This is a genomic window from Candidatus Parakkermansia intestinigallinarum, assembly GCF_944389695.1.
Taxonomy (GTDB): domain Bacteria; phylum Verrucomicrobiota; class Verrucomicrobiia; order Verrucomicrobiales; family Akkermansiaceae; genus Akkermansia; species Akkermansia intestinigallinarum.
The window spans coordinates 34,685-53,125 of record NZ_CALXNG010000009.1 but is presented as its reverse complement, the minus strand read 5'-3'; the positions used below and the strand labels follow the sequence as shown (position 1 = coordinate 53,125).

General features: G+C 65.4%; 12 protein-coding genes. 4 read left to right on the top strand and 8 right to left on the bottom strand.

All coding sequences use genetic code 11. The annotated features are described in order from the left end of the window. Positions 1-51 precede the first annotated feature (51 nt). The 3 genes from AC6UAL_RS04105 to AC6UAL_RS04095 all read right to left on the bottom strand — a co-directional run bounded on the left by AC6UAL_RS04105 (position 52) and on the right by AC6UAL_RS04095 (position 2,336). Positions 52-549: a hypothetical protein gene (locus AC6UAL_RS04105; RefSeq protein ID WP_500682099.1), complete on the bottom strand. Its 498-nt coding sequence runs from the start codon at positions 547-549 to the stop codon at positions 52-54. 350 nt (positions 550-899) lie between these two features. Beyond that, the gene (locus AC6UAL_RS04100) at positions 900-1,418 is read right to left on the bottom strand and encodes a tetratricopeptide repeat protein (RefSeq protein ID WP_500682098.1); all 519 of its coding nucleotides are present in this window, start codon (positions 1,416-1,418) and stop codon (positions 900-902) included. Between the two features lie 30 nt (positions 1,419-1,448). Continuing rightward, positions 1,449-2,336: an SGNH/GDSL hydrolase family protein gene (locus tag AC6UAL_RS04095; protein WP_500682097.1), complete on the bottom strand. Its 888-nt coding sequence runs from the start codon at positions 2,334-2,336 to the stop codon at positions 1,449-1,451. 211 nt (positions 2,337-2,547) lie between these two features. Between AC6UAL_RS04095 and AC6UAL_RS04090 the strand changes: the two genes are divergently transcribed. The 4 genes from AC6UAL_RS04090 (at position 2,548) to AC6UAL_RS04075 (ending at position 9,686) form a co-directional block, all read left to right on the top strand. Next, positions 2,548-3,402 (top strand): carbon-nitrogen hydrolase, encoded by an 855-nt coding sequence (locus AC6UAL_RS04090; protein WP_500682096.1) that lies wholly within the window; start codon positions 2,548-2,550, stop codon positions 3,400-3,402. Positions 3,403-3,668: 266 nt separating this feature from the next. Then, positions 3,669-7,364 carry an ATP-dependent RNA helicase HrpA gene (gene hrpA, locus AC6UAL_RS04085; RefSeq protein WP_500682095.1) on the top strand — a complete coding sequence of 1,232 codons (3,696 nt, stop codon included), beginning with the start codon at positions 3,669-3,671 and terminating at the stop codon, positions 7,362-7,364. Between the two features lie 154 nt (positions 7,365-7,518). After that, positions 7,519-8,583 carry a GDP-mannose 4,6-dehydratase gene (gmd, locus tag AC6UAL_RS04080; RefSeq protein WP_500682094.1) on the top strand — a complete coding sequence of 355 codons (1,065 nt, stop codon included), beginning with the start codon at positions 7,519-7,521 and terminating at the stop codon, positions 8,581-8,583. 8 nt (positions 8,584-8,591) lie between these two features. Continuing rightward, entirely contained in the window at positions 8,592-9,686 is a 1,095-nt protein-coding gene (locus AC6UAL_RS04075; RefSeq protein ID WP_500682093.1) for a GDP-L-fucose synthase family protein, read from the top strand. Between the two features lie 55 nt (positions 9,687-9,741). On the opposite strand, the gene AC6UAL_RS04070 is transcribed toward AC6UAL_RS04075, so the two are convergent. The 5 genes from AC6UAL_RS04070 to AC6UAL_RS04050 are packed head-to-tail and all read right to left on the bottom strand — an operon-like array spanning position 9,742 to position 18,440. Continuing rightward, a complete protein-coding gene (locus AC6UAL_RS04070; RefSeq protein ID WP_500682092.1) occupies positions 9,742-10,404 on the bottom strand; it encodes a DUF4159 domain-containing protein in 663 nt (220 codons plus the stop codon). A 59-nt stretch (positions 10,405-10,463) separates the two neighbouring features. After that, positions 10,464-13,289 carry a hypothetical protein gene (locus tag AC6UAL_RS04065; protein WP_500682091.1) on the bottom strand — a complete coding sequence of 942 codons (2,826 nt, stop codon included), beginning with the start codon at positions 13,287-13,289 and terminating at the stop codon, positions 10,464-10,466. A gap of 29 nt (positions 13,290-13,318) precedes the next feature. Next, positions 13,319-15,523 carry a hypothetical protein gene (locus tag AC6UAL_RS04060; protein ID WP_500682090.1) on the bottom strand — a complete coding sequence of 735 codons (2,205 nt, stop codon included), beginning with the start codon at positions 15,521-15,523 and terminating at the stop codon, positions 13,319-13,321. Next, positions 15,520-17,565, bottom strand: a complete 2,046-nt coding sequence (locus AC6UAL_RS04055) for a BatA domain-containing protein (protein ID WP_500682089.1) — start codon at positions 17,563-17,565, stop codon at positions 15,520-15,522. Before AC6UAL_RS04055 ends, AC6UAL_RS04060 begins: the two co-directional genes overlap by 4 nt. Then, positions 17,562-18,440 carry a DUF58 domain-containing protein gene (locus AC6UAL_RS04050; protein WP_500682088.1) on the bottom strand — a complete coding sequence of 293 codons (879 nt, stop codon included), beginning with the start codon at positions 18,438-18,440 and terminating at the stop codon, positions 17,562-17,564. Before AC6UAL_RS04050 ends, AC6UAL_RS04055 begins: the two co-directional genes overlap by 4 nt. Position 18,441 lies beyond the last annotated feature (1 nt).

Here is an 18,441-nt window from a genome sequence, read left to right as displayed (position 1 = left end):
GGGCCGGCGCAGGCAGGCGGGGCTGCGGGCTGCGCCGGCCGGGGGCCGGGCTTACTTGAGGGTGACGCGTTCGTCTTTCTCAAGCAGTTCGGCGAGTTCGGGCCAGCCTTCTTCGGTCTGGTTCTGGAACATGTGCAGGTAGATGGAGACGGCGCCGGCGGGGTAGGTGGCGAAGAGGTGGTCGACGGCTTCTTTGAGTTTGTCGGCGTCGAGTTTCTCGGGCAGGTCGTCGACGACGCCGTGGCCGTTGTGGGCGATGCCGAGTTTGTCGAGGAAGGCGATGAGCATCGGTTCGTGTTTGCGGATCAGCCAGACTTGCAGGAGGTGGTCGGCGATGGTCTCAGCGGGTTTCCAGGAGAGCATTTTGCGGATCCAGGCGTACTGGTCGACGAGGGGTTTCTGCTGGATGAATTGCAGGCGGAGTTTTTTGAGGGCGCCGAGTTCGCGCAGGGCGGCACGGTAGACGCCGCGCTCTTGGTTGCGCATCCAGTCGAGGAATTCGTTGACGGTTGTGTCGTCTGACTTCTGGAAAATGGTGTATGACTTCATGGCTGAGTAAAAGGGGTTGCGGTGCCGCGGGGCACGCAGTGCGTCTAATAAATCACAATGCGGGGCTTTTGTCGAGCATAACTATTCTGCGGGGAGGACTTTTTTGTGCGGCATGGCGGAGTGTTTTTTCGATAAAAAAGTGAAAAAAGATGTTGACTCGGGGGCATTGTTCTGCTATACATAGACACAGGAAAGGTTCTCAGGTTGCGACAGCGCTTACGGGTCCATCCCTCTCGATTCTGAGTTTCCCTCGGTTCGTTCCTCAATGAAAGCTGTCTGCAACCGCCTTTCCGTTTTTTTGCTTTTGCGGAGGGGGTGGCGCGTGAGGAGGGGTGCGCGTGAGGGCCGGTTCAGTTTTTGGGGGTCGAGTTTTGGGCTCGGGTGTCCGGCTGTTGTGCTCCGGCGAGTTGGAGGTAGGTTTTTTCGAGTTGAGCGTTGCGTTCTACGCCGTAGCCGTGGCGGTAGCAGAGGGCGAGGTTGTAGGCGGCGTCGGGCATGCCTTGCTCGGCGGCGCGTTTCCACCAGTGGACGGCTTGTTCGGGGCTGGGGGGGACGCCGCAGCCGAGGGCGTAGCAGAGGCCGAGGTTGTATTGGGCCTGCGGCAGGTTTTGCCGGGCGGCTTTTTCCCACCATTCGGCGGCGAGTTCGCAGTTGCGGGCGACGCTTTGTCCGCGATAGAGGATGAGGGCGAGGATGTTCTGGGCGTAGGGGTCGTCTGCGGCGGCGGCGCGAAAGAGGGCGGGAAGGGCTTCTTGCTCGCGCCCGGCTTGCAGCAGGAGGGCGGCGCGGGCGAGGTCTTCGCGGGGGGATGCGGCGCGGGCGGGCAGCAGGGCAAGGAGGAGGCCGAGGGTAAGGAGGGTTTTGGTCATGGTGAGGCCGGGCGGCGGCGGAGCGGCGGGTCAGAAGGTGCGGATGCGGAAGCGGAAGGGTTTGAGGCGATCCGCCTGCTCGGGGAGGACGAGGCGCTCGGGGTGCCGCATGAGGAGCAGGCGCAGGCGCTGCTCGAGGACGGGCAGGAGGCGCTCGACGAGGAGGCGGTTGCCGGCGCGGGTCATGTGGGCGCCGTCTTGCATACGCAGGCGCAGGCGGCCGCCGTCGGGCAGTTTCATGCTGTCGATGTAGGTGCCGCTGCCGTCGGACAGCAGGGCGGTGGTGTCGATGTAGACGAAGCCGCTGCGGCGCACGAGTTGTTGGGTGAGGGCGCGGATGGGTTGCAGTTTTTGTTCGCGAGCGCCGCGCACGATGGGGATGCCGACCCAGATGAGGTCGCAGCCGCGCGCGCGGGCGGTGTCGAGGAGGGCTTGGACACGGGCGGCGTAGGCCTGCTCCCAGGCGGGGGTGCCGACGGGGAGGTCTTCGCCGTTGCTGCGCAGGGGCTGGGCTTCGTTGAGGCCGAGCATGACGATGATGATGTCGGCGGGTTGGTCCTCGAGTTCTGCGGCGAGGCGCTCGGCGAAGTTGAAGCGGCCGGGGCGGCTGATGAGGGAGGCGCGGCGGGTGACGGCGCGTACGTCGAGGCCGTTGCGCTCGCGCATCATGCGGTTGAGTTGCAGGGAGAGGTCTTCGGTGAGGGTGTCTCCGGTCATGAGGATGGCGCAGGAGAGGCGCAGCGGGGCGCTGACGTCTGCGGAGTCGGAGGGGAGGGTGAGGTCGTCGCAGATGGGCCGGAAGGCGGGTATGGGGTCGGGGTCGGGCTCGGGGGCGCAGCTTTCTCGGTTTTCGTCGCTGAGGGCAAGGCCGGCAGCTCCGCAGGCGCAGCAGAGGATTCGGGCGAGGGTCGCGGTCATGGCCGATGGCGAGGGGGGGGTGGCGGTAGCGGTAGCGGAGGGGGCGGAGGCGTCTGCGGAGGGGGAGGGCTCGGCGGAGGAGCTGCGGGTACTCTAGCATGCGCGAGCGGCGGCGTCAAGAACGGATGGCGAGCCGGGGGCGAAAGGGGGTGCGGGGGGTGCGGGCGAAATCGCGCTTGCGTCGGGCTCGCCGGCGTGATATAGTGCGCGCATGCCGAAGATTGCCCTCATTCAACAGCCTGCCGTGGCTGATCCTGCTGAGAACAAGCGGCTGCAGACGGCGGCGATTCGCGAGGCCGCCGCCGGCGGTGCTCGTATTATTTGCACGCAGGAGATGTGTACGACGCTTTATTTCTGCCGCACGCAGGATTGCGATTTGTTCGATGCGGCGGATCCGATTCCGGGCCCGTGGACGGATGAGCTCTGTGCGCTGGCGGCGGAGTTGGGGGTGGTGATTGTGGCGGCGGGTTTCGAGAAGCGTGCGACGGGGCTGTATCACAATACGGCTTGGGTGATTGATGCGGACGGGCGTTTTCTGGGGATGTATCGCAAGATGCACATTCCGCAGGATCCGGGGTTTGAGGAGAAGTTTTATTTTACGCCGGGCGATTTGGGTTATCGGTGTTTCGAGACGCGTTTCGGCCGCATCGGTGTGCTGATATGCTGGGACCAGTGGTACCCCGAGGCGGCGCGTCTGACGGCGATGGAGGGTGCCGAGATTCTTTTTTACCCCACGGCGATCGGCTGGATTCCGGGGGAGGAGCCGCTGTATGAGGCGCAGCACTGTGCATGGGAGACGGTGCAGCGCGGGCATGCGGTTGCCAACGGTTGTTATGTGTGCGCGGTTAATCGCTGCGGGCAGGAGGGGGAGACGACTTTCTGGGGGCAGTCTTTTGTGGCGGATTACTGCGGTCAGGTGGTGGCGAAGGCTCCGGTGGCGGAGCGCTGCATTCTCTACGCTGATCTGGATTTGGAGGCGCTGGAGAGTCACCGCCGCATTTGGCCTTTCTTCCGCGACCGCCGTATTGACTCCTACGCGGGTCTTACCCGACGCTGGGGCAAATGAGTGCGCTGCCGCCCAGAGCCGGGTTTGGCTCGGCTGATGATGCGGGCGGGTCTGCTCGGCGCGAGGGCGGGTCTGCTCGGCGCGAGGGCGGGTCTGCTCGGCGCGAGGGCGGGTCTACCCGGCGCGATAACGGGCAGGCTCGGCGCGAGGGTGCTCGGCCCGGCGGTGAGGTACGGGGTTCGCGGGGCCGCGAGCGCCGCCGCCGAGGGGGCGGGAGCCGCGGTGAGGCGGAGCTTCCGCCGCCGATTCCGCCGGCGCCGGAGAGTTTGCCGGAGTTTCGCTATCCCGATCTGCCGATTGCGCGTCGCCGCGAGGAGATTGCGGAGGCTCTGCGCCGCCACCGCGTGGTGATTGTTGTGGGTGAGACGGGCAGCGGCAAGACGACACAGCTGCCCAAGATTGCGCTGGAGGTGGCGGGGAAGCGCCCGGGGATGCTGGGCTGCACGCAGCCGCGCCGACTGGCGGCGGTGGCGGTGGCTCGCCGCATTGCGGATGAGGTGGGCTGCGAGGTCGGTGATTACGTGGGCTATCAGGTGCGTTTCGATGACCGGACGGGGCCGCAGACGCGTCTCAAGATGATGACGGACGGTATTCTGCTGGCGGAGACGCAGGCGGATCGGGATTTGCGCCGCTATCACACGATTATTATTGACGAAGCGCACGAGCGCAGTCTGAATATTGATTTTCTGCTCGGCTACATGAAGTTGCTGCTGGAGCGGCGCGGCGATATCAAGCTCATTATTTCTTCGGCGACGATGGATGCGGCGGCGTTTTCGGAGTTTTTCGACGGGGCTCCGGTTATCAATGTGGAGGGGCGCACTTTCGGTGTCGATTACCACTACATGCCGCCGCTGTCGGAGGATGAGGAGCTGCCGGAGCATGTGGTGCGTGCGGTGACGTGGCTTTCGGAGTATGATGAGCGGGGGGATGTGCTGGTGTTTTTGCCGGGGGAGCGCGAGATTCGGGATTGCGCCGATGCGCTTTCGGCGCTGGAGCTGCCGCGGACGGATGTGCTGCCGCTCTTCGCGCGTCTGGGGCTCGGGGAACAGCAGCGCATTTTCAATCCGCAGAAGGGACGGCGGCGCCTTGTGCTGGCGACGAATGTGGCGGAGACGTCACTGACGATTCCGGGTATTATTTATGTGATTGACAGCGGGCTGGCTCGCATTTCGCGCTATTTGCCGGGGCGCCAGATTCAGCGCTTGCAGGTGGAGCCGATTTCGCAGGCGAGTGCCCGCCAGCGGGCGGGACGCTGCGGGCGCATCACGGAGGGTGTCTGCATCCGGCTGTATTCGGAGGCGGATTTTGAGAGCCGCGATGCGTTTACGGATCCGGAGATTCGCCGGAGTGCGCTCGCGGGGGTGATTCTGCGCATGGCGGATCTGAAATTGCCGCCGCCGGGTGAGTTTCCTCTGCCGGATCCGCCGAGCCAGCGCCTTATCAGCGAGGGCTACAAGACGCTGCGGGAGATCGGGGCGATTGATCGCAAGCGAGAGTTGACGCCGACGGGGCGCCATCTGGCTCGGCTGCCTCTCGATCCGCGGCAGGGGCGCATGCTGCTTGAGGCGCGGCACGAGCAGGCGCTGCCGGAGATGCTGGTGATTGTCGCGGGGCTGAGTATCATGGATCCGCGCGAGCGGCCGGCGGAGGCGGCGGAGCAGGCGGATCGCGCGCATGCGGTGTGGCGGAATGAGGAGAGTGATTTTTTGTCGCTGCTTTCGCTCTGGCGTGCGACTTTGGAGTTTCGCGAGGGGGGGAGTTTGCGCCGCAATCGGCTGCGCCGATGGTGCGCGGCGCATTTTTTGAATTTTCTGCGGGTTGTCGAGTGGCATAATTTGGTGCAGGATCTGGCGTCTTCGCTGCGGGAGTTGCTCAGGTGGAGTATTCCGGAGTTGCCCCCGGCGGAGGAGCAGGCGACGCCGGAGCGCATTCACCGCTCGCTGCTGGCGGGCGCTCCGCTGCAGTTTGGTGTCTGGCGCCCGGAGGACAAGGTTTACCGCGGGGCGGGCGGGCGCGATTTTGCGATTTTCCCGGGCTCGGGGCTGTTTCGCCGCAAGAAGCGCCCGGATTGGGTGATGGGGACGGAGCTGGTGGAGACGTCGCGGCTCTGGATGCGCCGCGTTGCGCTGCTGGATCCGGCGTGGATTGAGCAGGTGGCGCCGCAGCTTTGTGCCCGCCACGCGTACGATGCGGCTTGGGATCGGGAGAGCGGGCAGGTTTTCGCCAAGGAGCGCGTGACCTGCGGCGGGTTGACGATTGTGGACGGCCGCCGCATCAGTTACGCGCGATGCAATCCGGCGGGGGCGCGAGATATTATGATTCGCGACGGGATTCTGGCTCGCGAGCTCAAGCACCCTGCCCCGTTTCTCCGCCATTTGGAGGAGATGCGCGAGGAGGTGCGCTGCATCGAGGCGAAGCTGCGCCGCCGCGATTTGATCTGGTGCGAGGAGGGTGTCTACCGCTTTTTTGAGGAGCGCATCCCGGCAGAGATTCATTCGGAGCGGGCGCTGACGAGCTGGCGGCAGCAGGCGGAGCGGCAGCAGGCGGATATTCTTTTTGTGCCGCGAGAGGACTGTGTTTACCCCGGCGAGGATGAGGCTCCGGCGGATCTCTACCCGGATGTGTTGCAGGTGGGCGGCGAGAGCTACGAGCTGCGCTACGTGCACGAGCCCGGCGAGCCGGATGACGGTGTGACGCTGGTGCTGCACGTCGACCAACTCGATGATTTCCCGGACTGGCTGCCGGAATGGGGGGTGCCGGCGCATCTGGCGGCGCGTGCGGAGATGCTGATGCGCACGCTGCCGAAGGATTTGCGGCGCTTTCTGGTGCCGCTGGGCGAGGCGGCGGAGGATTTTGCCGAGGATTGGTTCGGCCGGGAGCCCGACCGACCGCTGATGCGTGCGCTGGCGGAGTTTGTGTCGGAGCGCAGCGGCTGTTTCTGCAACGCGCAGCAGTTTGATGCGGACAAGTTGCTGCCGGAGTACGTCACGAAGCTGTCGGTCTGCGACGATGCGGGGCATGAGCTGGCGTTCGGGCGCTCGGTGCCGGCGCTGCGCGAGAAGCTGGAGGAGTACCGCAAGGCTCGCTTCCGCAAGAAGGCGTCGCGGCAGTTTTCGTCGACACCGATGACGAGGTGGGACTGCGGGGTGTTGCCGCCGAGTGTGGAGGTCGGCAGCGGTGTGGGCTACCCGGCGCTGCGCGAGGAGGGGGAGCGGGTGCGCCTGCACATCTGCCCGAGTGCGGAGGAGGCGGAGTACGTGCACCGCTTCGGGGTGCGGCGTCTGGCGCTGATTCGCCACGGGGATTTCATCAACAGCATCCGCAAGAAGATGCCCGTCAGCGGTATGGCGGCGAAGCTGGCGCTGAGCACGGTCGGCGCGCAGCCGAAGAACAATGCGTTTGATACGATTTATGCGGCGATGGATGCTTCGCTGCGGCCGCTGCCCCGCTCTCCGGAGTCTTTTGATGAGGCTTGTCTGAGGATGCGCGAGGCTGTCTACGACGGCATTGCGGGGCCGCTGAGCCGAATTTGGGATCAGCTGGCCGAGCTTGACCGCAGGTGCCGGGAGTTCTGTCTGACGGCGGGGCGAGACCGCTATGCTTCTCGCATTGCGGAGGAGTTGCAGCGGCACTGGGGCTGGCTGACGCGCCCGTTTTTCCTGAGCGGCGATGCGCCGGATTACCTTGCGGATCTGCCGCGCTATCTGCGCGGTTTCGGGGAGCGCTTGAGGCGCATTGCGGAGCAACCGGCGCTGCGCGAGCTGGAGCGCATCGAGGCGCTCGAGGCGGCTGTGCCGGCTTTCTTTTTTGAACAGGCGTTGCAGCACGGGCAGCATTGGCGATGGCTGGCTTTTGCCCGCATAGTTGAGGAGTTCCGCCTTTCGATTTTTGCGCCGAGTCTCGCGGTCAAGGGGCGGGCTTCTGCGAAGAAGCTGGCGGCGGCGGCCGAGGCTCTGCGCTGAGGCCGGGCGTTCGGTGCACGCAGCGGAAGGCGCGGCGGCGAAAAGCGCGGGACGGCGGAAAGCGCGGCGGCGCCGCAATGGGCTTTCGGCTTGCTCTTGCGTTGACATGAGCCTCCCGACGTGGTAGGATACAGCCCGATCGGCTGATTTTCACATGAAAAAGATTGCTCTCATTACCGGTATAACGGGTCAGGACGGCTCTTTCTTGGCGGAGTTTCTCATCGACAAGGGGTACGAGGTGCACGGTATTCTGCGCCGCTCTTCTTCGTTCAACACGGGGCGCATCGAGCACCTTTATCTCGATGAGTGGGTTCGAGACATGAAGATGTCTCGCCTCGTCAATCTGCATTACGGCGATATGACGGACTCCTCCTCGCTCATCCGCATTCTCCAACAGGTGAAGCCGACGGAGATCTACAATCTCGCCGCGCAGAGCCATGTAAAGGTCAGTTTCGATGTGCCCGAGTACACGGCGGAGACGGATGCCGTGGGTACGCTTCGCATTCTGGAGGCGGTGCGTATTCTCGGGATGGAGAAGAGCTGCCGCATTTATCAGGCTTCGACTTCCGAGCTTTTCGGTCTCGTGCAGGAGGTGCCGCAGAAGGAGACGACGCCGTTTTACCCGCGCTCGCCCTACGGTGTGGCAAAGCAGTACGGTTTCTGGATCACGAAGAATTACCGCGAGTCGTACGGGATGTTCGCCGTCAACGGTATTCTCTTCAACCATGAGAGTGAGCGACGCGGTGAGAATTTCGTGACGCGCAAGATTACTCTGGCGGCGGCCCGCATTGTTCAGGGGATGCAGGACAAGCTCTACATGGGCAATCTCGACGCTCGCCGCGACTGGGGTTACGCGAAGGATTACATCGAGTGCATGTGGCTCATTCTCCAGCAGGATGAGCCGGAGGATTTCGTGATTGCGACGGGCGAGATGCACACGGTGCGCGAGTTCTGCACCAAGGCCTTCAGTGTGGCGGGTATCGAACTGCGCTGGGAGGGCAGCGGTGTTGATGAAAAGGGCATCGACACGGCGACGGGACGTGTTCTCGTGGAAGTGGATCCGAAGTATTTCCGCCCGGCCGAGGTGGAGCAGTTGCTCGGCGACCCGACCAAGGCCCGCACCAAGCTCGGCTGGAATCCCCGCAAGACGACCTTTGACGACCTCGTGCGCATCATGGTGGAGCACGATATGGAGTTTGTTCGCAAACAACGAGCCTGACGACGGCTATGATGGATTTGTCTGCACGCATTTATGTGGCGGGCCATCGCGGCCTTGTGGGCTCGGCGATTACGCGCAACCTCAAGTCGCGCGGCTACTCCAACGTCATCGGGCGCAGTCATGCACAGCTCGATCTGACGGACGGGGTGGCGGTGCGCGAGTTTTTTGATGCCGAGCAGCCGGAGTATGTGGTGCTCGCGGCTGCTCACGTCGGCGGCATTATGGCGAACAACCGCTATCGCGCTGATTTCATCTACAACAATCTTCAGATTCAGCAAAATGTTATCGGCGAGGCTTTTCGCCACGGTGTTAAGAAGCTGCTCTTTTTGGGCAGCACCTGCATTTACCCGCGCGAGGCGCCCCAGCCAATGAAGGAGGACGCATTGCTCACGGGTCCGCTCGAGTACACCAATGAGCCATATGCTCTGGCAAAAATTGCCGGGCTGCGCCTCTGCGAGAGTTTCAATCTGCAATACGGCACGAATTACATCGCCGTGATGCCGACGAATCTCTACGGCCCGTACGATAATTTTGATCTGGTCAACAGCCACGTGCTGCCGGCCATGATCCGCAAGGCGCACCTCGCCCGCTGCCTCGCCGAGGGCGATGAGGCGACGCTGCGCCTCGACCTCGAGCGCCGGCCGATTCCGGGCTGCACGGCAGAGTCCCCGCTCGAGGAGATAACGGCGGCGCTGGCCGGCTTCGGCATTCGCGCCGAGCGCCTCGAGCTCTGGGGCAGCGGACGCCCGCTGCGCGAGTTTTTGTGGAGTGAGGATATGGCCGACGCCTGCGTGCACATCATGAATGCGGTTGATTTCGCCGACCTGCGCGGTTCGCGTCCCGAGGTTCGCAACTGCCACATCAACATCGGGTCGGGCAAGGAGCTCTCCATTCGAGAACTCGCCGAGCTTGTGATACAGGCGACGGGCTTCGGCGGCGAGCTGGCCTTTGACGCTTCGAAGCCTGACGGTACGATGCGCAAGCTCACCGATGTTTCGAAGCTTCACGCGCTGGGGTGGACGCATTCGGTCGAGATCGACGAAGGCGTTCCCCGCCTCTACCGCTGGTATCTTGATGACCTCAAGACGGGCAGCGGCCGATAAGGCTCGCTGCATCGTCGTTGCACCGACACTTCGCCTGCGCCCTTACGCTGCGGCATCAACGCAAGAGGGCGTAGGCGAGGATGTTGGCGTTGATTTGCAGGGCGTTGCCCAGTTCGCTGCCGCCGCAGCAGCAGCAGTTGCGCGAGTTGGCGCTGTCGTTGAGCCCGTCGCCCGAGTAGACGAGCACCAGCTTGCCGTTGAGACTAATGCCCTCGAGGTAGCCGCGCGTGGGTTTCTTCCCGGCCTGCAGCGATTTGATGGTGTAGACGGTTGAGAAGATGGGATGCGTCATGGGGATGGGCTTGAGGGAGCCGCTGCCGAAGAGGCTCGCCATCTCGCGGCGGAAGGCTTTGTCCCAGTCTTCATCCGAGCAACCGGCCGAGGCGAGCAGGAAGCCGCCGCTCTCGACGTAGCGTTTGAGGTTTTCGCGCTCGCGGGGGGTGAAGCTGAAGTTGCCCTCGCCCGTGAGGACGACGAAGGGGAAGCGGAAGAGCTCGTCGCTGTCGAGCCTCAGGGAGCGGAAGCTGCGCGAGGTGTTGATGCTGGTGCGCTGCTGGACGGCACTCAGAAAGGCATCGGAGAAGCAGCGAGAGGTCTTTGTCCCGGCGTAAATCAGGTTGCCGCACTGCACCTCGCCTTCTTTGGCTGAGGCGAGAGGCGACAGGCCGAGCAGGGCGAGCGAGAAACAGGCGATGAGGCGTTGCGGGGAGGGGATCATGGGCGATAGGCGGGTGTGGGGGTGCTTGAGGCGGCTCGATGGGGAGGCGGACGAAGGGCTTAGTTCGAGAAGTAGGCTTTGACGGCGTCTCGGTAGGCGGGCGGCACTTGCTCGATGTTCGCATCGCGGCCGCTGTCGCGGCGCCTGCCGGGCTCGGCAAGGGCTGAGGGCCGGGCATCGCCGTCGCCCCTGCCCCGGCCGTCGCCGGAGCCGTCGCCCTTCCGAGGTTTGCCTTGGCCCCGCCCGTGCATTTTGTTGCTGCGGCGGGTTCCGATTTTGGATTTCTTGTTGTTTGTCGGGCGGAAGCGCGACGGTGCCGTCGCCATTTTCGAGGATCCGCTGCCGGCTCCCTGCTGCTGTTGCTGCCCCTTCTGCTGATTCTGCTGCTGCCCGGATGGCTGGGAGCACTGTTGCTGAGCCTGCTGTCGTTGTTGCCGGCGCTGCTGCATGGCGTTGATCATCTGGCGCAGCGTCTCGGCGGCCTGACTGCTCATTTGCCCGCAGCATTTCTCGGCGGCGTCGGCAGCCGTCTGCTCGGAGGCTTCCTTGCGGGCGATCTTCTGCATGCGCTCGAGCGCCGTCGCCGCCGCGCGGTGCGCTTCAGCAGGCTCGCGGTTCGCCGCGTAGCGCGCGGCGTACGCCATCAGGGTGTCTATCTCGGCGCCGAGGCAAGCCTCCTGCAAGGCTTGCAGCATCCGGGCCATTTCGCCGAGCTCTTCGTGTGCGCTGAGGCGTTCGATGAGGCCGCTGAGCGAGTCGAGCCAGTCGCTGTAGTCGCGCTGCAAAACGCTCTGGTCGTCGGCCAAGCCTTCAAGGCGTTCGGGCTGTTTGATGTTTTTGGCGCCGTATTCGTCCATGAAGCGGCGCAGCAGATCCACTTGCTCCAGCTGGCGGTTCGTCAGCTCTCTGAAGACGGCGACGGCATCCTGTGCCTCGGCGCCCAGCGCCACGAGCTCCGCCTGCGCCATCTCGGCATCGAGGTCCTGCTGCAGCTCTTCGAGGCGCTCGTGCATCGTGCGCAGGGCTGCGAGGTATTCCTCTTCGGGGGTGGCGACTGTAAGCCGAGCCGCGTCGGCCGCATTCCGGGCAAAGACCTCGACGAGCTTGCGGGCTACCTCCGAGAGTTTGCCGTCCATGTCGAAGACGGGGAAGTCGCCGGCGAGTGCCGCGGCTATCTGCTTGGCTTCGTTGCTGCCGGTGATGATGCTCATCAGGTGGCGGGAGCGCTCGAAGGGCGGTGCGTTGCGAGCGTTCTCGATGGCGCGCAGGCTGCGGTCCCGAGCCTCGGCGAGAACGCGGTAGCGCTCCATGAACTCCTCATAGCTCGTTTCGAGCATGAGGATTTCGCGATACTGCTCCGGCGTGATGACGCTCAGGGTGGTGGTGCCCGACGAGATGATGTTGTAGCGGTAGGGGTTGGCGTCGCTCGCTTCGGCTCGCAGTTCGATGACTTCGCCCTCTCGCAGGTCGAGTGCAGCGGTGTCGATCGTGCAGGTGTAGAGGCGGGTCTTCTGCTCCTGATCCAAGATGGAGACGCCGTGCTGGCGGTAGGGGCGCAGGGCTTTGTAGAGATTGAGGCGCGTGAGGGCGTAATCATCGGCGGCCTCCACTTCGATGGTCAACGGGGAGCCCGCGACGACGTATGAGCCGTCCTCCGGCGCGGCAATGCGAACCTCGGGGGCCATATCGGGCACGATGCCGATGCGGGTTTTCATCGGCATGGGCGCTTCGCGGCCGGCCGCATCGCTGATTTGCAGGGTGACGACGCCGGGACGCCTCACGGGAAGGCTGACGCGCATCGTCCGCCCCTCGGCCCGGCCTTCCGCGCGCTGAGGTTCGCCGCCGCCGGCGGGCACGAACTCCGCATAGCCTGCGGCGATGGCCATGCTGCCGGTGAGTTCAAAGTCGATGACGGAGCCGTCGGGCGCCATGATTTCACTGCCGCCGAGCGTCGCGCGACGCTCGGGCAGGCCGGTGTAGGCGGGCGGGCGCACGGTGGCGCTCGCCGCGGTGATGCGCGGGTTGCGGATGACGGTGACGTCGACGAAGCGGCTGCGGGCGCTGCCGTCGCTCAGGGCAAAGGCGATGCGGCAAGGGCCGGTGACTTTCTCCAGCACGAAGCTCCAGCGCCCCTCGCTGTCGCGGAAGGCGGGCAGCTTCTGAAGGGGCAGGCCGGGCGTCTCGAGCAGCAGGGAGACATCGGAGGGCGGCTCGCCGCCCGAAATCGCGGCGGAGAGCGTGATATCATCGCCGTAGAGCACGGAAGGCTCGGCGGGCGTCAGCTCAAACTCGTAGGGCGAATAGGGCGGGATGTCGAGCGAAGGACAGAAGAGCCGCAGCCCGAGCGTTTCGACGGCTCGCGGAGCCGCTGCCGACAGGATGCCGAGGATACCGCCGGTGACAAGCAGGTAACCCAAAGCCCAAGCGAGGCGCCTCAGCAGAGGGTGGCCGGAGTGCTCGGCTCGGCGCAGCGCGTCGAAGGCTTCGCGACGGCTCTGCTCGCGCAGCCACTGCCCGAGCGGAGAGTCGGGCTCGCCGATGCTCAGAGCGCATGCGATGGTGCGGCGCGGGTCGCGGTTGATGAGGTCGTATTCTCGCGGAACCCGCCGAGCGGAGCGGAGCGCCCAGAGGACTTCCGCCGACACCCAGAGAGCGATAAAGCCCAGCCAAATGCCGAGCAGCAGGCGGCGGCTCCCGCTCTCCAGAACAAAACCCAGATCGACCAAGGCAAAAACGACGGCCAGCAGCAGCGCCGCGACGCAGGCTCGCCCCAGACCGGCCATCCAAGTGCCGAGTCCGCAGGCGATGCGGGCGCGGCGCAGGCGAGCGTCGAGCGGCGCTGCTGCCGGGTTTTCAGCGGTATTGCTGTCAGGTTGCGATGACATGATGAGAAAGATGAAAGGGCGAAGGGATCTCAGGGCAGTCCTCGGCGGCGGCGGATCAGCCAGATCAGGCCGAGGCAGATCACCACAAAGGCGAGAACCTGCCAGCGTGTCCACAGGGGGGTGAAGTCTTCTTCGATGAGGCTGACGCCCGGCGGCAGGGCGAGGAAGGTCGCCATCTGCTCTTCGCTGAGCGGGTCGCTGAGCTGCATGCCGCCCGTCGCCTCGGCGACGCGAGCCAGCAACTCAGGATCGGCATCGAGGTTATCGGCCTCGCCGGGGGCGCGGCGCACGGTGAAGCGGCATTCGGGCGAGGGGGTTGCATGATCGGGCACGGAGGCACGCAGCAGGTATTCGCCCGACGGGAGAGGGGGTATGGCGGCCTTCCAACGCGGCAGCCCCGATGAAGCAGTAGGCACGGCCGTGACGAGGGCTGCACGCTTGCCGTCCGCCAGAGAGACGGCCTCGACCAGAACCCGCCCCGGGCGTGCGCCGCCTCGCCAGCCCAGCCGGCAGGTAACGCCCTCACCGGCGGCGACGGAGGCTCGCTCGGGGTGCAGGGAAAGATCAAAGCCGGGGAAAAACTCCGCAGCTGTCTGCACCCATGGCAGGAATTGGCGCCAGAACTCGCGATAAAGGTTGCCGCGCTCGCGGGCATCGGGGTAAAAGTCCCACTTCCAGAGGCCTTCGCCGTTGATGCAGGCGACGGCTCCCATGCCGCAGCGCATGATACCGAGCAGGGGCGTTCCCGAGCCGTCCGCTGCGGCAAGCACGCGCGTCTGCGGGCGCAGCTCAGCCACGTCGCGCACGTCATCCAAAGGCGGTTGCTCTTTCCAGACGGCGTCGGCGGCACCGGGGAGCACCTGGCTGAAGAGCCCCGCCTGCTCGCCCTCCTCGGTGGGCACGAAGCGCGACTCGGCACCGACGCCGCTGCCCCAGACGAAGGGTTCGAGCGCCTCCATCCCCTCGAGGCGACCCGCGTAGCAGCGCCCGCGCGCCATCACGACGATGCCGCCCTGATCGCGCAGGTAGGCCGTGAGCGCCTGCACGGCCTCTTCGTCAAGCAGGCTGTCCATACCCTTGCCCAGCACAACGATGTCATAGCCCATGAGACCCTCGAGCGTCGTGGGCATGTCGGGCGTGTCGGAAGGTTCGGCGTCGTCGTCGCCGCTGTCGATGTGGTAGAAGCGCTCGTCGCTGAGGCGGTGGACGGAGCGCACGTCAAAGACGGGCTGAGCGCGAAGGTATTGCGCGAGGAATTTGCTGTCCCAGTACGGAGCGCCTTCGGCGAGAAAGACGCGAATGCGGGAATCGGCCGCGCTGACGGTGAAGCGCAGTTCGTTATTGTCCTCTCGAGACTCGCCGGGTTGCACGGCAATGCGCATGCGGTATTCGCCGACGGCATTCTCGAGGCGGAAGCTGACGTCGGAAGCCTCGCCGTCGCGGCTCTCGACGGGCTGAGAACGCAGCACGGAGCCGTCAGGCCCGAGCAGTTCGACGAGGAGTTGCCGGTTTCCCATGCGCGTGTTGTCGATGCGTGCGCTCAGTCGCGTCGGCACACCGACGTAGGCCTGCACGAGCGGTCGCGACGTCGAGAGGGAGAGGTCGGGCTCCTTCCAATGGGCACCCAGCGGGAGCACGTGCACCGGGCAGCCTGCCGCCCCGGCTCGCCCGACCAGCGTCTGCCAGCTGCGCGGGCGCAGATCCCGACCGTCGGAAATCAGCATGACGCCGGCCACCACCCGGCCTTGACGACGCAGCGACTCAATGGCCCCGGCGGTCGAGCTGAGGATGGCTGAGCTCTCGGCATCGGATGCCGTTTCCGTGAGGGCGGCAGCACTGCCGCAGTTGCGTGCAGCGTCGGAGAGTGCGAGCCAGTGCAGATCGCGGCCGCTGTTGCGAGCCGCCGCGTCGAGAGCGGCAACGGCGCGTCGAGCAACGTCGTGCCGCGAGGGGGCGTCCGCATCATCGGCCACGGGGCTGCGCATCGAGGCCGACACGTCGAGCCCGACAATCCATACGGGCTTCTCAGACGAGGGCCTGAGGCTCACGCTGCCCGGATTGAGCAGCAGCATACAGCCCGCCAGCGCAGCCAGCCAAGCCAGCGACACGCAGCAGAGGCGAGGAGCACGCCGCAGCGTGCGACAGGCGGCGTAGCAGAGCCATGCGACGACGACCGGCAGCACGACGGCCAGCGCCAACACCAGCGGCAGGGGCAGAACGGGGAGAAAGCTCATGGTTTCGGATTCCGTTGGGGCATGCGGCACAGAAGCAGCTCGGCCACAAAGCAGAGGAGCGCGAGAGCCAGCAGCCAGGGCCAGAGTTCAAGACGTTGGGGGATGAGGGGCGCGGCAGGAGCCGCACGTTCGGATACCGCCTGAGCCTCCTGCGGCAGGCGGCTCAGGTCCGTCACGCGCAGTTCAGACTCTTCGGCGGGGAAGTTGACGGCCGTGTATCCCAGAATCTCGGAGCCGACGGACCAGCTGTAGAGCCCGGGCAGCGCAGGCTGCACGGAGCGAAGCATCACCGCCTGCCCGGCGCGGGGAGGCGACGGAGAGGTTTCGAGAGCCTCACCTGTCTCATGGCTTAAAACGACCTCGCGAGCCTCGCGGTTGCCGGGCACGCTCCATTCGAGCAAATCGCATCCCGCGACAGGCTCGGGGCGAAGCTCGCTCACGCGGGACTGAAGCAGCGTCTCGGCCAGCATGGGCAGAAAGAGCGGCGAGTAGCCCATGCGATTGTCGCGGGTGGTGACGGCCATGTTCCAAATCAGCAGGCAGCCCCTGCCCTGCGGCACTCGAACCAGCGCGGGCACGCCGTCGTCATAGCTGAGCAGCAGCGTCGCCCCGGGCGGCAGCGGGTCGAGGAAGCCGCGCCCCACGCGGGCGTACTGCTCGCTCGCCCAAAGAGCATCGAGCGGTGTTCCCCGGAAGAGCTCAAAGACGGCGTCGTCGGGGGCCGCGACCTTCAGCGTGCGGAATCCGCCGTCGACGCGCAACTCGCCGCGATAGTCGGCCTCCCTGCCCAGCAGCAGAGGAGCGCAGGCCGTCTCATGCTCCAGATCCGGCGCGAGCAGCACCGTCGTACCGTCGGCCAGCAGCCGCTGAATCGTCGGGACGTCGGCGGCGCGGGGTGCATTCCAGACCACGAAGTCCGCGTGTTTCTCCGTCGGCGAGGGCGCGTGCAGGGTACGCAGGAAGGGCGTATTCTCCAAGGCCCGCATCATGAAGCCCGCCTGAGCCCGATCGACGGCGATGACCTGGCAATCCAATTTATCCCGCACCTCTGCAACAAGGCTCCGCACGTTATCGGCCGGGAAGGCATCGGCCTCCGTCTCGGCCCGCAGCACCCACTCACCGACCTTTTGCGGCGCCTCCAGCTTGAACTGCACCTCGCCCGTGCCGTCCTCGGAGAGCGCACAGGGCTGGGTGAGGCGAAGATCGCCGGCCTGCAGCGTCACGCTCAGGCCCTCGTCCGCCGAGCCGTCGCCCGCCGCCGCAAAGCGACGCAGGTGAACGGTGGCCGTCACTTCCTGCCCGGGGAGAGGCGAGGCCGGGTGGAGCGAGAGATGCGTGACGGCGGTATTGGCGAGTTGCTGAGACTGGGCCACATTGACGAAGGTGACGGGCACCTCCTGCGGCAGCACCGAGGCGAAGTCGACGGCGTCCCAGTTGCCGGCCTGAAAATCCGAGATGATCAGCAACTCGCCGCTGACACCCTCCGGCAACTCGCGAATCTGCTCCGCCGCGGCAGCCAGCGCCTCGCTGATTCCCTGAGACGAAGCCTCGACGCTGCGCGTGCGTGCCAGCTCGCGCAGCAACATCGAGCGCGAGCTCTCGGGCCGATCAAAGAGAAAGCGCGGGTAGCCCGCAAGAGTGACGAGGTTGACGCTGTCGTTCGCACCGAGTTGTCGCACGGCGCTCTCGGCCGCCGCGATAGCCTGATTCATGCGCACCTGCTGGCCGTCCGCCGCACCCATGCTCGCCGTGTTATCCAGCACGATGACGAGAGCCTTGCCGCCCCGTCCGCCCTGATCCGTGCCGATGACGGGCAGCAGAAAAGCGGCGGCGAGCGCGGCGCAGGCCAAGGTGCGCAGCAACAGCAGCAGCCAGTCCTTCGGGCGCGACTTGCGGGCATGCCTGCGCAGCAGCTCAAGCAAAAAGGCGATGGAGCTGAAGCGCCTCTCGCGCGGCTTGGCGCGCGCCACCAAGTGCACGATGACAGGGACAGCCGCCGCCAGCATCAGCCACCAGAGAGGGTTTTCAAAACGCAGCATCATGACGAGAGAGCATCAAAGAGGGGGTAAAATGACTGATCCGTCGTCGCGGAGAGAAAGAGCATGCCGCGAGAAGCCGCCATCGCGTGCAGTTGAGCACGGTGCTCGCGCATGCGCTCGGCATAGGCGGCGCGGAGGTTCTCGATGTTGAAGGTGATGCGCTCGCCGGTCTCGAGGTCGACGTAGCGGGCGAGGCCGCTATCGACCAAATCCAGCTCGGCCGGATCGAGCACCTGCACGAGCACCACGCGGCATCCTCGGTGGACGTAGGGGTTGAGCGCCTCAAACAGAGACTCGGGCTCGCAGAGGAAGTCGGAGATGATGATGACGCTGCCGGGCCGCGCCAGCAGATGGCGCGAGCGCTCGAGCGCCAGCGGCAGGCAGGTGCGACCGCCGGCCTTATTGTGCTCCAGATGGCTGAGGCATTCGTTGAGGTGCGCGGCTGTCGAGCCCGGCGGCAAAAAGTAGCGAATCTGCTCGTCAAAAAGCTGGAGCGAAACACGATCCGTCCCGCGCACCACCAGCCAAGCCAGACAGGCCGCAAAATGCGACGCGTAGGCAAGCTTGCTGAGCGGGCCGAGCTCGCGAAAACTCATCGAGGCCGACGAATCGACGAAGAGATGACACTCGAGGTGCGTCTCATTCTCAAAGGTCTTGAGCTGCAGGCGATCCGTTCGGGCATAGACGCGCCAGTCGATCAGGCGCAGATCGTCGCCCGGCGCGTAAGCCCGGTATTCGAGAAAGTCGCTGCCGCTGCCGCGCCCCTTGGCGCGGTGGCGCCCGCTGAGCCACCCCTCGGCCATCATGCGGACGGCGAAGCGGTAATTGGCCAGCTTCGCCATGTCCTCGGGCCGGAGTATGGAAGGTGCATCCGCCATG

What these genes read in the sequence shown, in the direction of transcription:
- AC6UAL_RS04105 (WP_500682099.1), bottom strand. Translation starts at nt 549, where the DNA reads ATGAAGTCATACACCATTTTCCAGAAGTCAGACGACACAACCGTCAAC.
- AC6UAL_RS04100 (WP_500682098.1), bottom strand. Translation starts at nt 1,418, where the DNA reads ATGACCAAAACCCTCCTTACCCTCGGCCTCCTCCTTGCCCTGCTGCCC.
- AC6UAL_RS04095 (WP_500682097.1), bottom strand. Translation starts at nt 2,336, where the DNA reads ATGACCGCGACCCTCGCCCGAATCCTCTGCTGCGCCTGCGGAGCTGCC.
- AC6UAL_RS04090 (WP_500682096.1), top strand. Translation starts at nt 2,548, where the DNA reads ATGCCGAAGATTGCCCTCATTCAACAGCCTGCCGTGGCTGATCCTGCT.
- gmd (WP_500682094.1), top strand. Translation starts at nt 7,519, where the DNA reads ATGAAAAAGATTGCTCTCATTACCGGTATAACGGGTCAGGACGGCTCT.
- AC6UAL_RS04075 (WP_500682093.1), top strand. Translation starts at nt 8,592, where the DNA reads ATGATGGATTTGTCTGCACGCATTTATGTGGCGGGCCATCGCGGCCTT.
- AC6UAL_RS04070 (WP_500682092.1), bottom strand. Translation starts at nt 10,404, where the DNA reads ATGATCCCCTCCCCGCAACGCCTCATCGCCTGTTTCTCGCTCGCCCTG.
- AC6UAL_RS04065 (WP_500682091.1), bottom strand. Translation starts at nt 13,289, where the DNA reads ATGTCATCGCAACCTGACAGCAATACCGCTGAAAACCCGGCAGCAGCG.
- AC6UAL_RS04060 (WP_500682090.1), bottom strand. Translation starts at nt 15,523, where the DNA reads ATGAGCTTTCTCCCCGTTCTGCCCCTGCCGCTGGTGTTGGCGCTGGCC.
- AC6UAL_RS04055 (WP_500682089.1), bottom strand. Translation starts at nt 17,565, where the DNA reads ATGATGCTGCGTTTTGAAAACCCTCTCTGGTGGCTGATGCTGGCGGCG.
- AC6UAL_RS04050 (WP_500682088.1), bottom strand. Translation starts at nt 18,440, where the DNA reads ATGGCGGATGCACCTTCCATACTCCGGCCCGAGGACATGGCGAAGCTG.